The 12,437-nt window shown below is 72.4% G+C and carries 13 protein-coding genes and 1 pseudogene; 5 read left to right on the forward strand and 9 right to left on the reverse strand.

Annotated features, from left to right (window positions below; all coding sequences use genetic code 11):
- Positions 1 to 20: 20 nt before the first annotated feature.
- Entirely contained in the window at positions 21 to 164 is a 144-nt protein-coding gene (locus EJ357_RS48420; protein ID WP_175647497.1) for a hypothetical protein, read from the reverse strand.
- On the opposite strand from EJ357_RS48420, the gene EJ357_RS24230 reads away from it, so the two are divergent.
- Together EJ357_RS24230 and EJ357_RS24235 are read left to right on the forward strand one after the other, a co-directional pair.
- Positions 150 to 1,184 (forward strand): saccharopine dehydrogenase NADP-binding domain-containing protein, encoded by a 1,035-nt coding sequence (locus EJ357_RS24230; protein WP_126393657.1) that lies wholly within the window; start codon positions 150 to 152, stop codon positions 1,182 to 1,184. The genes EJ357_RS48420 and EJ357_RS24230 overlap by 15 nt on opposite strands.
- A gap of 109 nt (positions 1,185 to 1,293) precedes the next feature.
- Positions 1,294 to 1,755, forward strand: a complete 462-nt coding sequence (locus EJ357_RS24235) for a MarR family winged helix-turn-helix transcriptional regulator (RefSeq protein ID WP_126399915.1) — start codon at positions 1,294 to 1,296, stop codon at positions 1,753 to 1,755.
- A 475-nt stretch (positions 1,756 to 2,230) separates the two neighbouring features.
- On the opposite strand, the gene EJ357_RS24240 is transcribed toward EJ357_RS24235, so the two are convergent.
- The 3 genes from EJ357_RS24240 to EJ357_RS24250 all read right to left on the reverse strand — a co-directional run bounded on the left by EJ357_RS24240 (position 2,231) and on the right by EJ357_RS24250 (position 5,640).
- Complete coding sequence (locus EJ357_RS24240) at positions 2,231 to 3,709, reverse strand: DEAD/DEAH box helicase (protein ID WP_126393658.1); 1,479 nt, start codon at positions 3,707 to 3,709, stop codon at positions 2,231 to 2,233.
- Between the two features lie 106 nt (positions 3,710 to 3,815).
- Positions 3,816 to 4,019 (reverse strand): cold-shock protein, encoded by a 204-nt coding sequence (locus EJ357_RS24245; protein ID WP_126393659.1) that lies wholly within the window; start codon positions 4,017 to 4,019, stop codon positions 3,816 to 3,818.
- Positions 4,020 to 4,257: 238 nt separating this feature from the next.
- Positions 4,258 to 5,640 carry a helix-turn-helix domain-containing protein gene (locus tag EJ357_RS24250; protein WP_228473154.1) on the reverse strand — a complete coding sequence of 461 codons (1,383 nt, stop codon included), beginning with the start codon at positions 5,638 to 5,640 and terminating at the stop codon, positions 4,258 to 4,260.
- Positions 5,641 to 5,827: 187 nt separating this feature from the next.
- Between EJ357_RS24250 and EJ357_RS24255 the strand changes: the two genes are divergently transcribed.
- Positions 5,828 to 6,580: a DUF4232 domain-containing protein gene (locus EJ357_RS24255; RefSeq protein WP_126393661.1), complete on the forward strand. Its 753-nt coding sequence runs from the start codon at positions 5,828 to 5,830 to the stop codon at positions 6,578 to 6,580.
- A 60-nt stretch (positions 6,581 to 6,640) separates the two neighbouring features.
- Complete coding sequence (locus EJ357_RS50270; protein WP_267132807.1) at positions 6,641 to 6,772, forward strand: hypothetical protein; 132 nt, start codon at positions 6,641 to 6,643, stop codon at positions 6,770 to 6,772.
- 54 nt (positions 6,773 to 6,826) lie between these two features.
- Here EJ357_RS50270 and EJ357_RS24260 read toward each other — a convergent pair whose 3' ends face one another.
- Positions 6,827 to 7,471 carry a response regulator gene (locus tag EJ357_RS24260; RefSeq protein WP_126393662.1) on the reverse strand — a complete coding sequence of 215 codons (645 nt, stop codon included), beginning with the start codon at positions 7,469 to 7,471 and terminating at the stop codon, positions 6,827 to 6,829.
- A complete protein-coding gene (locus EJ357_RS24265) occupies positions 7,468 to 9,480 on the reverse strand; it encodes a sensor histidine kinase (RefSeq protein WP_126393663.1) in 2,013 nt (670 codons plus the stop codon). Before EJ357_RS24265 ends, EJ357_RS24260 begins: the two co-directional genes overlap by 4 nt.
- A gap of 115 nt (positions 9,481 to 9,595) precedes the next feature.
- On the opposite strand from EJ357_RS24265, the gene EJ357_RS24270 reads away from it, so the two are divergent.
- Positions 9,596 to 10,567, forward strand: coding sequence for a CPBP family intramembrane glutamic endopeptidase (locus EJ357_RS24270; protein WP_126393664.1), 972 nt, complete (start codon positions 9,596 to 9,598; stop codon positions 10,565 to 10,567).
- Here the strand turns inward: EJ357_RS24270 and aspA are convergent.
- The 3 genes and pseudogenes from aspA to EJ357_RS24290 form a co-directional block, all read right to left on the reverse strand.
- Positions 10,551 to 10,841: pseudogene (gene aspA / locus EJ357_RS24275) on the reverse strand (aspartate ammonia-lyase); the annotation flags it as partial. The gene EJ357_RS24270 and the pseudogene aspA overlap by 17 nt on opposite strands.
- Before the next feature lie 161 nt (positions 10,842 to 11,002).
- The gene (locus EJ357_RS24285; RefSeq protein ID WP_126399918.1) at positions 11,003 to 11,812 is read right to left on the reverse strand and encodes a hypothetical protein; all 810 of its coding nucleotides are present in this window, start codon (positions 11,810 to 11,812) and stop codon (positions 11,003 to 11,005) included.
- A gap of 230 nt (positions 11,813 to 12,042) precedes the next feature.
- A complete protein-coding gene (locus EJ357_RS24290) occupies positions 12,043 to 12,372 on the reverse strand; it encodes an SGNH/GDSL hydrolase family protein (protein ID WP_126393665.1) in 330 nt (109 codons plus the stop codon).
- Between the last annotated feature and the right edge of the window lie 65 nt (positions 12,373 to 12,437).

Consider the following 12,437-nt stretch of genomic DNA (forward strand, 5'->3'; position numbering starts at 1 on the left):
AGCCCTGTCGTTCCGGACACTCACGGTGGACCGCCGCCCCCCGCCAGGCTGTTCCACAGCAGGTCGAGCAGGTCGAGCAGGTCGAGCAGGTCGAGCAGGTCGAGCAGGTCGAGCAGACCGGGCGGATCCTTCGAGCACGGGGAGAACTCATGGGAACGGCGCACATGGTGGCCGTCTTCGGCGCCTACGGGCACACGGGGCGCTTTGTGGTGGCACAGCTGCGGGACCGCGGGTTCGTCCCGGTCGCCTCCGGCCGGGACATCGACAAGCTGCGGGCGCTGGCCGCCTCCGCGCCCGGCCTCGACATCCGTCCGGCGTCCGTCGACGACCCGGCCTCGCTCGACCGCGCGCTGGCCGGTGCGGCGGCCGTGATCAACGCTGCCGGGCCGTTCGCCGTCACCGCCGCCCCCGTGATCGAGGCGGCACTGCGCGCCGGGATCCCGTACGTGGACGTGGCGGCCGAGATCGAGGCCAACCTCGACACCTTCACGCACTTCGCGGACCGCGCCCGCGGCGCGGGAGCGGTGATCGTCCCGGCGATGGCCTTCTACGGCGGCCTCGGCGACCTGCTGGCCACCGCGGCCATGGGCGACTGGACGACGGCCGACGAGGCGCACATCGCGTACGGGCTGGACGGCTGGCACCCCACCGCGGGGACCCGGACCGCGGGCGATGTCTCCCGGTCGCGGCGCGGCGGCCGACGCGTCCGCTACGCGGGCGGGCGCCTGGAGTACCGCGACGACGCCGCGCCGACCGAGAAGTGGGCCTTCCCCGACCCGATGGGCACCAGGACCGTCATCGGCGAGTTCACGATGGCCGACGTCGTCACGATCCCCAGCCACCTGTCCGTCCCGGAGGTGCGCACCTACATGACGACGGAGGCGGCAGGCGACCTGGCGGCCCCGGACACCCCGGCACCGGCCGCGATCGACGAGAGCGGCCGGTCCGCGCAGACCTTCCTCGTCGACGTCGTCGTACGCTCCGGCGGCACCGAACGGCGTGCCGTGGCGAGCGGGCAGGACATCTACGCCGTCACCGCGCCCCTCGCGGTGGAAGCGGTCCACCGCATCCTCACCGGGCGGACCAGAACGGTCGGCGTCGCCTCGGCCGGCGAGATCTTCGACGCACGCGACTTCCTCGGGGCGCTGTCCGACCGGATCTCCGTCGAACTGCCCCGGACATAGGCTGTCCCTGCTCAAGCAGTCATCAGCGCGAGGGGTCGTGAACGACGTGTCGAATGATCCGGGCGCCGCCCCCTCGGCCGGCCCCGCCGCGGACGCGGCCCGTGCGCCGATGCCGCCGTCCGTCCGGGCGGGTGCCATGACCCACGCGATCTTCCGGGTGGCCCGGCTGCACCGGATGCTCGCCGGCCAGCTCCTGCGCCGGGTGGGCCTGCACCCCGGGCAGGAGCTCGTCATGATGCAGCTGTGGGATCTCGGCCCGCAGCGTCAGACCGACCTCGTGCGTCTGCTCGGGTCGGACGCGGCCACCATGACCCGTACGGTCAAGCGGCTGGAGACCGCGGGCTTCGTCCGCCGGCGGCCCAGCGAGACCGACAAGCGGGCCACCATCATCGAGCCCACCGCGGCCAGCCTCGCGCTGCGCAAGGACGTCGAGCAGGTCTGGGCGGAACTCGAGGGCAGCGTCGCCGACGGTCTGGAGGCGGACGAACAGGACACGATGCTCCGCGTCCTGGACCGTATCGAGGAGCGGCTCAGCAGCGCGGTCGAGCGCCACGACCCGCTGTCGGCCTGAGCGGCGTCCATCCGCCCGCCCGCGGCCCTCGGCGATATTTCCCTCCTCGATTGTCACTGGCATGCCATCCGCTGCACTCCTCGGCCAGTGTCCACACACCGTCGTCGGTGTGAGGGGGGACGCGCGGCCGGCTCATCGACCGCCGAATGCACCCCGTCGGCGTCCAGCCGCAGCGTGATCTCGCCCGGCCGGACCGCGAACGCGTCGCCGCGCACGCTCGGCACCGCGTAACCGCCGGCCTGGTCGATCCGTGCGACCGGCCCTCCGGTGACCGCGCTCACGCTGCTCGGCATCGCGGCCCTGGTCCCGCGTGCCGATCACGCGTGAGTTGTCCACGGGTGCAGCTCAGCAACTTCGATTCGCTCTGCCTCGTACGCGGGCCACGGCCTGTCGAACTCGGCGCTGCGTCCACCGCGTACGGCGACACCGCACGTGCCTTGCCGGCGCCACCGTTTCCGGGCGGGCGCCGGGGTGCTCACCTTCCCTTGGCCGCGGAGGAGGACCGGCGGCGGCCCTGGGCGGGGCGGCCGCGGCCGGTGCGCCGAGCGGAGCCCGTGCGCTCGGGGCGGTTCTCGGTGACGGGCGGCGTGAGGACGACGGGCACTCCCGAGGGAGTCCGGGCACCGGTGATACGGGTCAGTTCCTCCCCGCCCGAGCGGACCCTGGTGGTCGTCGGGGCGATGCCGGCGTCGGCCATCAGCCGCGTCACGTCACGGCGTTGGTGGGGCAGGACCAGGGTGACGACGGTTCCGGACTCGCCGGCGCGGGCGGTACGGCCGCCACGGTGCAGGTAGTCCTTGTGGTCGCCGGGCGGGTCGACGTTGACGACGAGGTCGAGGTCGTCGACGTGGATGCCGCGGGCGGCGACGTTGGTGGCGACCAGGGCCGTGACGTGCCCGTCCTTGAACTGGGTCAGGGCCCGGGTGCGCTGGGACTGCGACTTGCCGCCGTGCAGAGCCGCGGCCCGCACACCCACGGCCAGGAGCTTCTTGACCAGCCGGTCCGTGGCGTGCTTGCTGTCCAGGAACATGATCACCCGACCCTCGCGGGCGGCGATCTCCGTCGTGGTGGCGTGCTTGTCGTCGTCCTCCACGTGCAGCACGTGGTGATCCATCGTCGTGACGGCGCCCGCGGACGGATCGACCGAGTGGACCACGGGATCGTGGAGGTAGTTGCGAACCAGCCGGTCGACATTACGGTCCAAAGTGGCCGAGAACAGCAGCCGCTGGCCATCGGGCCGCACCTGGTCGAGCAGGGCGGTCACCTGCGGTATGAAGCCCATGTCGGCCATCTGGTCGGCCTCGTCCAGGACGGTGATCGCGACGCGGTCCAGACGGCAGTCGCCCCGGTCGATGAGGTCCTTGAGCCGGCCCGGCGTCGCGACGACGACCTCGGCTCCGTTGCGCAGTGCGTTCGCCTGACGGCCGATCGACAGCCCGCCGACGACGGTGGCGAGCCGCAGGCGCAGCGCCCGGGCGTAGGGGGTGAGGGCGTCGGTGACCTGCTGCGCCAGTTCCCGCGTGGGGACGAGGACGAGGGCCAGCGGCTGCCGGGGCTCGGCCCGCTGACCTGACGTACGGGCCAGCAGCGCGAGGCCGAAGGCCAGTGTCTTGCCCGAACCGGTGCGGCCCCGGCCCAGGACGTCCCGGCCGGCCAGCGAGTTCGGCAGCGTCGCGGCCTGGATGGGGAACGGGACGGTCACGCCTTCGCCGCGCAGCGTGGTCAACAGCCGCTCGGGCATGTCGAGTTCGGTGAACGCCTCGACCGCCGGCAGTGCCGGGGTCAGCGTGACCGGCAGCGCGAACTCCCCACCGGACGACGCGGCGGGTCGGCCTCCGCGACCGCTCCGCCCGGCCTTGGCCGAACGGGAGGGAGCGCTCTGGCGGCCCGTCCCCTGCGAGCGGGCGCGATTGCTCCGGGCGGAGCTGCTGTTCGTACGGGCCGAGCGGTTCATGGGGGACCTTCCTCGATACGGCACCTGTGGCGCCTGTCGCACCAGTCGCACATGGCCGGGGCCCACACCCCAAGGTGCGGGCCCCGGCCATGCGTGCGCGTCAGCGTCAGGCGGGAACGATGTTCTCGGCCTGCGGGCCCTTCTGGCCCTGCGTGACGTCGAAGGTAACCTTCTGGCCCTCCTGAAGCTCACGGAAGCCCTGGGTGGCGATGTTCGAGTAGTGGGCGAACACGTCCGGGCCGCCACCCTCCTGCTCGATGAAGCCGAAGCCCTTTTCCGAGTTGAACCACTTCACGATGCCAGTTGCCATACTGAATCTCCCTAAGGCAGTGCCCGGAGTCCGCACCTTACGGACCCGGCGTCGCAGCAACGATTTGACCTGACGGGAAGATCTGCAAAGTCCCGGAAAGCCCCGGAAACAAAAAGAGTGCCCGTCGACGGAAGGTCGAAGAGCACTCAGAAGCCTCTGGTAACCAAAACTGCCACTTCATGTCAAGGTAGCACAGCCCGGCCGAGCACCGCGTCGGCTTTGCGGGGCGGGGAGCCCGTCAGCCGATCCGTTCGATCCACTCGCCGCCGCCCAGCGGGTAGTCGTAGCCCGGGCGGTTCACGTCGGCGCTGGTGCGGAACGGGGCGTCGTCGTTGTCGATGTGGATGGTGCCGCGCCGGCTGCCGCTGGACCAGTCCAGGGTGAGGTCCCAGCGAACGTCGTGCGCCTTCGTGCGGGCGGTGACGTAGAACACCTCCGGGTCGGACTCGCTGACCTTGTACGGGAAGTCGCGCTGGCCGTTCTTGACGGTGACCGTGGGACTGCCGTTGTCGAGGTCGATGTCGAACGATTTGGTGCCGACGCCTCCGCCGCAGCCGACGCCCATCGAGTAGTCGTTCCAGGCGAGCGGAGCGCCCTTGGTGAGGACGCGGACGTGCAGGTCGTTCAGTACGACGGTGTCCTTGCCGGTGCCCTGGACGGTGAGGGCGATCCGCTGTTCGCCCGAGGAGACCGCCCCGTACGCGGCGGCCCAGCGCGGGGCGTTCTCCTCGTTCGCCGGCGGGCCGACCTGCTCGGGTTCGCTGTTCACGAGGAAGTGCTGGCTGCACGGGTCGTCGTAGACGTAGGGACGGACACCGACGGCTAGCGGGACGGCGTCGGCGGCACTGCCGTCCGTGGGCCGGCTCCCGCCCTGCTCGCCGTCGCCTCTCGCGGCACCGGACCCGGCGCTCTCGGACCCGGTGGCGGACGGGGATGAGGACGGCTTGTTCCGCTTCGGGCTCGGCGACGGGGAGGCGGACGGCTTCCGGGTGTCCGCCGTACCGGTGGCCGGCGCGGTGGCACCGGCCGCCTCCCGGTCGTCCGAGTCGCTCCCGCCGCCGAGCGGCGGACCCACGGTGAGCACGACGGCTCCCAGGACGGCGGCCACCGCGGCGGAGGCGATCAGCACGGTGCGGCGGCGGGGACGACGGGGCGGCGCGGGCTCGCTCGGTACGTCGACGACGACCGGGTCGGGTGGTGCGGCGGCCGTATCGGCCGTAACAGCTGCCCCATTCGTATCAGCTGCACCAGCTACATCAGCTGCATCAGCCGTATCGGCCGAAACGGCTCCCGCAGCCGACCCCGACCCCGATCCCGACCCCGATCCCGACCCCGCCCCCGTGGCCTGGTCCGCCCTGCTTCCCCGTGCCGCGTCCGCCAGGATCCAGCGCCGGTGCAACTCCACCAGCTCCTGCGGTGTCGCCCGGCAGACCCTCGCGAGGCGTTCCACCGGTGCGTACTCGACGGGCACAGCTGTGCCGTTGCAGTAGCGGTGGAGCGTCGACGTGCTCATGTGCAGCCGCTTGGCCAGCGCCCCGTAGCTGAGTCCCGAGCGGTCCTTGAGCTCCCGCAGCAGCCGCGCGAACGCCTCCGTTCCATCGGCCCCTGTTGCCCCTGCCACCCGTTTCCCCATCCCCTCGTGTTCCAGTCCCGCGTTCCAGGGCCACTGCCTCGTCCCTGGTCAGAGGGCGTTTCGGCGTTCCAGCGTCCCCAACTGCCCGCCATGCGTGGCGGTTGGGACAGATCGCCCCACAAGCTTCGGTCATCCAATCACCACGGCCACCCGAACACCGAAGGGGCACAGCAACATGTCCAACCTCCGCACCTCCCGCACCCGTCTCGTCGGCGCCGCCGCGACCGTCGTTCTCGCCGCGCTCTCCCTGACCGCGTGCAACGACGGCTCGGGCGTCAACGACGAGGGCTCCTCGGCGACCAACTCGCCGACCGCGGGCTCCTCCTCCACCACTGCCCCTTCCGGCGCCTCGTCCTCCGGTTCCGGTTCCGGCTCCGGGTCCACCTCTGGTTCCACTTCCGGTTCCGACTCCTCCTCGGGGGCCGGTTCCGCCGGCGGCACCACGGGGTCCGGCGGTGGCGGCGCCGCGTCCGGGGCGGAGGCGTCCGACTCCGCCGGCAAGCCGGTCACCTGCGAGGGGTCCAACACCAAGACGGTCGCGGCCCCGCTGAACCGCCCCGTGAACCACATGCTGCTCACGGTGACCAACACCGGTGGCAAGACCTGCTTCCTCTACGGCTACCCCGCTGTCCGCTTCGGCGAGGCCCAGGCGGTGCCTCCGGTCATCGAGGACTCGCAGCCGCAGGCGGTCGTCACGCTCGCGCCGGGCGAGTCCGGCTACGCCTCGGTGAACCTGTCGGCCACCGACGGCAGTGGCTCCGACGGCCACACCGTCAACTCCCTGGCCGTCTACTTCCACGGCCCCTCCGGCAACGAGAGTGTCGGCGCGGGCGCGAGCCCGTCGCTGCCCGCGAAGGGCGTCTACGTCGACGACTCGCTCAAGGTCACGTACTGGCAGCAGTCCATGGACGACGCCACCGCCTGGTGACGCCCGAGGCGCCCACGAAGAACCGGCCCACAGACCACCCCAGCAGGCAGGTGACCCACCATGCGCAGCACCCGAAGGATCTCCCGACTCGTGACCGCCTACTTCGGCGCGGCCTTCCAGGTGATCGTCCTGGGCGGCACGGGCCACCTGCCGCGGGAGGCGGGAGTCCGCCGGCGCCGCCACCCGGTCTGAACGGGACGCCGGGTCGGAGTTCCGGATCGCCGTACGGGAGGCACTGCGGCAAAGTCACGCCCCGCGCGGCCGGGTCAGGCCCGTGTCGTACGCGAAGATCGTGGCCTGCACCCGGTCGCGCAGGCCCAGCTTGCGCAGCAGGGCGTTGACATGGGACTTCACGGTTCCCGTCGTCACGCCCAGGGCGTCCGCGATCTCGGCGTTGGCGAGTCCCGCCGCCACCAGCGTTAGGATCTCGCGCTCGCGGGGGGTGAGCGCGTCGAGGGCGGTGGGGTCCGGTGCCGGGGCGGAGTGCGCGAAGGCCTCGATCAGGCGTCGGGTGACGGCCGGCGCGAGGATGCCGTCCCCGGAGGCCACCGCCCGGATGCCGGTGAGCAGTTCCTCCGGCCGGGCGTCCTTGAGGAGGAACCCGGAGGCACCCGCGCGCAGCGCGTCGTGGACGTACGAGTCCTGGTCGAAGGTGGTCAGGACGAGGACGCGCGGGGCGTCCTCCCCCGAGGTGAGCAGGCGGGTGGCGGTCAGCCCGTCCATGCCGGGCATCCGGATGTCCATCAGGACGACATCGGGTGTGAGGCGCCGCGCCAGCTCCACGGCGTGGGCGCCGTCCCCGGCCTCGGCGACGACGGCGAGGTCGGGCTCCGCGTCGATGATGGCGGCGAACCCGGCACGGACCACTGCCTGGTCGTCGACCACGATCACGCGGACCGTCGGATCTGTTCGGGCTGTGATGAGGACACCTCCTCTGGCTTCGTGCTCGGCTGCGTCCGTCTCAGCACGGCCAGCAGCTCGCGCATGGCGGCAAGGCCCGCTCGGGCCTGCTCCGCGGCGCCGTCGAGGTCGCCGCGTTCGGCGTGGACGACCACGTCGTCTGCGTGCCGGAGCACGGCCTGGCGCAACTCCGCCGCGATGCGCTGCCGCTCCTCGTACGCCTCCACGACGGCGGACCACACCGCGGCCGTCAACGCGCTGTCCTCACGCCGTGTGACGCGCTCGCGGCGCCTTCGGACGAACACGCCCGAGCCCCAGACCCCGGCCATCGGCAGGGCCAGGAACACCGTGAGGAAGAGGGCGAAGAAGACGAGGAAGGGGAGACCCTCACCGCCACCCCCCGCCTCGGCCTCCAGCGTGCCGCCGCCGAACACGTCCAGCGCGACCGCCGTCAACGCTGCCCCGCCCGCCGTCGCCAGGATCGCCGGCCAGGTGTGAGCCGCGGGTCCCGCGAAGGCCGCCACCGCGTGCAGGGCCACACACTCCGCGCAGGCCCCCGCCACGGCCAGGGACCAGGCCACGTCCGACGGCAGCAGCCCGTACGCCAGCGCGACCGGGGGGATCCAGGCACTGGCCGACACCAGGAGGAGGACGGTCCAGGGAGCCCGGCGCCGCCACAGCAGTGGCAGCGCGTGGAGGACGGCGGGCAGACAGGCCGCGGCGGTGGCGGCGGGCCGTTCGATGAGGACGGCGACGACCGGGAGCGCCGCGACGGCGAGCACGGTCGCCGTATCGGCCCAACTCGCGCTCGGCAGGGCCGGTCGGTGGCGCACCGCCGCCGACGGGTGGGGCAGCCGCGCGCGGACGGACCATCCCGGAGCGTCCCGGCGAGGGCCCGCTTCGAGGGTGCCGCCGAGCCCGGCCGCCCTGTCCCGCATACCCGCGGTACCCCGACCGGAGCCGAGCCCCTGCCGCGCCTCGGGTGCGCGGGCCGCCGCCTGCGCCGCCCCGTCGTCCTCCACGAGGAGGTCCAGCGCTCCGTCGCCGTCCCGCACCACGACGCGTACGGCGGCGCCGGGGGCGTAGCGCAGCGCATTGGTGAGGGCCTCGCGGACGATGCCGAAGGCCGCCTCGGCCACCTGACCCGTCAGGCCGGCCGGTCCGGGGGCCAGGTCCAGGCTCACGCGCTGGCCCAGGCGCTCGAATCCCGCGGCGAGTTCGGCGACGCGCTCTTCGAGCGGGCTCTCCTCGTCGGCCGCCGAGCTCCGCATCACGGTCACGAGCCGGTGCAGCGCCGCGACGGTCTCGCGCCCGCCCTCCGCCGCCAGCCGCAGCGCCTCGGCGGTCAGTTCAGGCCTGCGGTCGCCGAGGCGGCGTGCGGCGTCCGCGGTGACCACGACGGAGGTGAGGTGGTGCGCGCTGACGTCGTGCAGCTCACGGGCGAGACGGTGCCGTTCCGTGGTGGCCGCGGTGCCCCGTACGGCCTCGGCCCGGGCCAGTTCCCGTTCGGCGGCCCGTCGTCCGGCGAGCCATTGGCGGCGCCCGTGGCCGGCGCCCACGGTGGCCGCGTAGATCGCGAGGCTCACCAGGGCCTCACCGCCGATGTCGACCGGGGAGTCGTACCGCTGCAGGGACCTGAGCACCGCCGATCCGGTCAGTACGGACGCGACGAGGACGGCCGTCCCGGTCGGACGCAGCACCGCGACCCGGTACAGCGCGACCACGCCGGCCACCACGGCGGCCAGCAGCGCTTCGTCCGGCACGACGAATTCGGCGACCGTGACGGCCTCGATGGTGAGCGTCGCGGCGACCGGGAAGCGCCGGCGCACCCCCAGGACGGCGACGGCCGACGCGGTCACGGCCAGACCCACGGCGAGCTGCGGTGCCGCCACGGCCTCGCCGCGCAGCAGCGTGAGTCCCGGCCAGACGGACAACTGCACCACCGCCAGCAGCACGGGCAGCAGCCAGTTCCGTATGTGCCCCATGATGGCGACGATCATACGTTTGGTCCTCTGTCAGGGGTGCCTGTTCGGCGGCGTCCCTATCCCAGGTTGGAGACGCCGATCGTGCCCACGGCCGACGCCACGGCCGTCCACCGCCGGGATGCTGATGCACATGACGACGCACACCCTCTACGAGTCGCCTCAGCCCTCCGACCCGGCCTGGACACAGACCGCCCCCGCGCCCGCGCAGCCGCTTGCGTACCACCGGCAGGCTCGGGCGACCGGGCATCACCGGTGGTGGCGGCCGCTGGTGGGGACCGCCGTCGTGTTCATCGGCGTGACCCTCGTCATGCTGGTGGTGCTCATCGGCAGCGAGATCGCCGGTGCGGTCCTCGACCGTCCCCGCAATGATGACGGCGACCTCGTATGGGGCGGAATCGGTGACAACGCCCTGGCGCTGCTGTCCATCGCCCTGTGGATTCCGGTGGTCCTGCTGGCCGCGCGATGGGTGCAGCGGCGCCCGGCGGGCACGGTCTCGTCGGTGACGGGCGGGCTGCGGTGGCGCTGGCTGGGGCTGTGCCTCGCGGTGGCCCTGCCCGTGGCCGCGGCGTCCCTGGGCATCTCCCTGCTCCTGCCCGAATCCGAGGTCAGCGGGCCGGAGCTGACCTGGGCCGGACTGTCGCCGTTCCTGCTCGGCCTCGCGAGCATCTGCCTGCTCGTGCCGTTCCAGGCCGCGGCCGAGGAGTACGTCTTCCGTGGCTGGCTGGTGCAGGCGGTCGGCGCCTGGTGCCGCTCAGCGTGGGTCGCGGTGATCCCGCAGGCACTGCTCTTCGCCGCCGCGCACGGCTGGGGCACCCCCTGGGGGTTCGCCGACCTGGTGGTGTTCGGCCTCGTCACCGGGCTGCTGACCGTCCGTACGGGCGGACTCGAAGCGGCGATCGCGCTGCACGTGCTCAACAACCTCCTCGCCATGGGCGTCATGTCGGCGATCGCCGGAGGGCTCGCATCCGAGGAGACGGCTGCCGACATGAACTGGATGATGGTGGCCGTCGACGTCCCGATGGTCGCCCTCTACGCGGCAGTCGTCCTGTGGCTCGCCCGCCGCCGTCGCCATCACACGGATGTCGCTACGACGCGCCCGTGAGGTTCTCCGGCCGCAGGATCGTGTCGAGTCGGTCGGTGGTGAGGAGGCCGGCCTCGGCGGCGAGGTCCTTGGCGGGGCGGCCGGTGGCCAGGGCCTGGCGCGCGAGGGTGTCGCAGGCGGCGCGCAGGTGGGTCGCGGAGCGCAGCAGGCTGTAGGCGATGACCGGCTCGAAGGCGTTGAGCTGGAGCTGTCCGGCCTCGGCGGCCGGCGGCAGGTTGATCTCGCCGAGCCCCGCGGTGGGGCCGGAGGACGTCAGGCGCAGGTCGTTGCACGTCACTCATCGACGCCCGCGCCGCCGCCGAACTCTCCGGCCACCACTGGTCGGAGCTCGGCGGCCACATCAACGAGCTCTTCGACACCAACCAGTTCGCCGAGACGGTGACCGGCTGAGCCGAGCGCACGGGGGAGCAGACGCGGTCACACCGACCTTGACGGTCAGTGGTCGTCGCGGATGGTGGTCGCGATGCCGTTGCTGATCACGACCTCGGCGGTGAAGCCCTTCTTGGCGGCCGCCTCCAGTTCGGCCTCGGTGCACTCGGTGCCGCCCTGGCCGCCTTCGTCGGTGTTCGTGTCACCGCAGACGTCGCCGTAACCCCAGATCCTGGTGTCCTCGGCGAGGAAGAACTGCTGCTCGACGCCCTTCAGGTCGGAGACCGTGTACTTGCCCGGCGCCAGGTAGGAGACGTTGCCGAACCAGGTGCCGTTGACGCCCTTGCCCTTGTTGATGCCGTCGACGACGGTCTCGCCGGAGTCGGCGTCCTGCTGGGCGGCACGCCGCTCGGTGACCAGGGTGGCGACCCCGTTCCTCATCTCCACGTCGGCGTTCACGGCGGCCTTCTTGGCGGCCGTCTCCAACTGGTCCAGCGTGCAGGGCGCGTCCACCTTGGACCCCGCCTCGCCACAGATCGTGCCGACGCCGTAGACCTCGGTGTCATCGGCGACCCAGAACTGCTGGTCGCCCTTGCCCGGTACGGACACGATGTACTTGCCCGGGGCGAGATAGCTGACCTCGCCGTTCGTGAACGACCCGCTGACGCCCTTGGAGCTCTTGGAGTTCTGAGAGTTCTGGGAGTCCTTGGAGCCCTGGGAGTCCGACGCCTTCTCCGCGACCGCAGTCGCGCCCGCTGCGCCCTTGCCGGACGTACCGGACGCGCTGTCGTCGGTGCCGTTCTGGCACGCCGTCATCAGCAGCCCGGCGGTGATGGCGGCGGTGGCGACGACGGCGTTGCGCAGGTGGCGGTTCATCACGGGAGGTTCCTTCCGGTGCGGCGGTAGGGGGGAGCGGACGGCGTCCTGCGCCGGCTCCCCGCTCTGTGCTCACTATGAGGAGCCCCAGCGCCCGCGGGTCACGCCCGTCTTCCCTTCAGGACCCCGTCGTCGCACAGCCGTGACACAGCAACACATCGGCTGTGGAGGGCGGTTCGCCGCCGCGCCGCCTTGCGTCACACGAACACAGAGCCGGCGCAACGGTCGTCTCACTTCCGTTCCAGGGCCTGGGCCACCGTCTTCGCGTAGAGCTTCGCGGCCGTGGGGCCGGGGTGGATGCCGTCGTTCGCGAGGAGGTCGTCCTTGCCCTGGACGGCACGGTCCCAGTCCGCCACCACCACGTTCGCGTGCGCCTCGGCGGTCTGCCGGATGGCGCTGTTCACCCGGTCCTTCCAGGTGACGGGACCGTGCACGGTGACCAGGACGACGGTGCGCTGCGCGACGATCACGGCAGGCACCGCCAGAGCCACCACGGCGAACGGGAGCCCCGCGGGCGGGGTTCCGTTGCGCGGGCGCGGGCGGCGCAACGGTTCCTCCACCGGCGGTAGGGGACGCGACCGCGCCCGCCAGGACTACGGCCACCCGTACCTTTTCGGACAGGGGG

Origin of the sequence: Streptomyces cyaneochromogenes (genome assembly GCF_003963535.1) — a bacterium.
Classification (GTDB): Bacteria; Actinomycetota; Actinomycetes; order Streptomycetales; family Streptomycetaceae; genus Streptomyces; species Streptomyces shaanxiensis.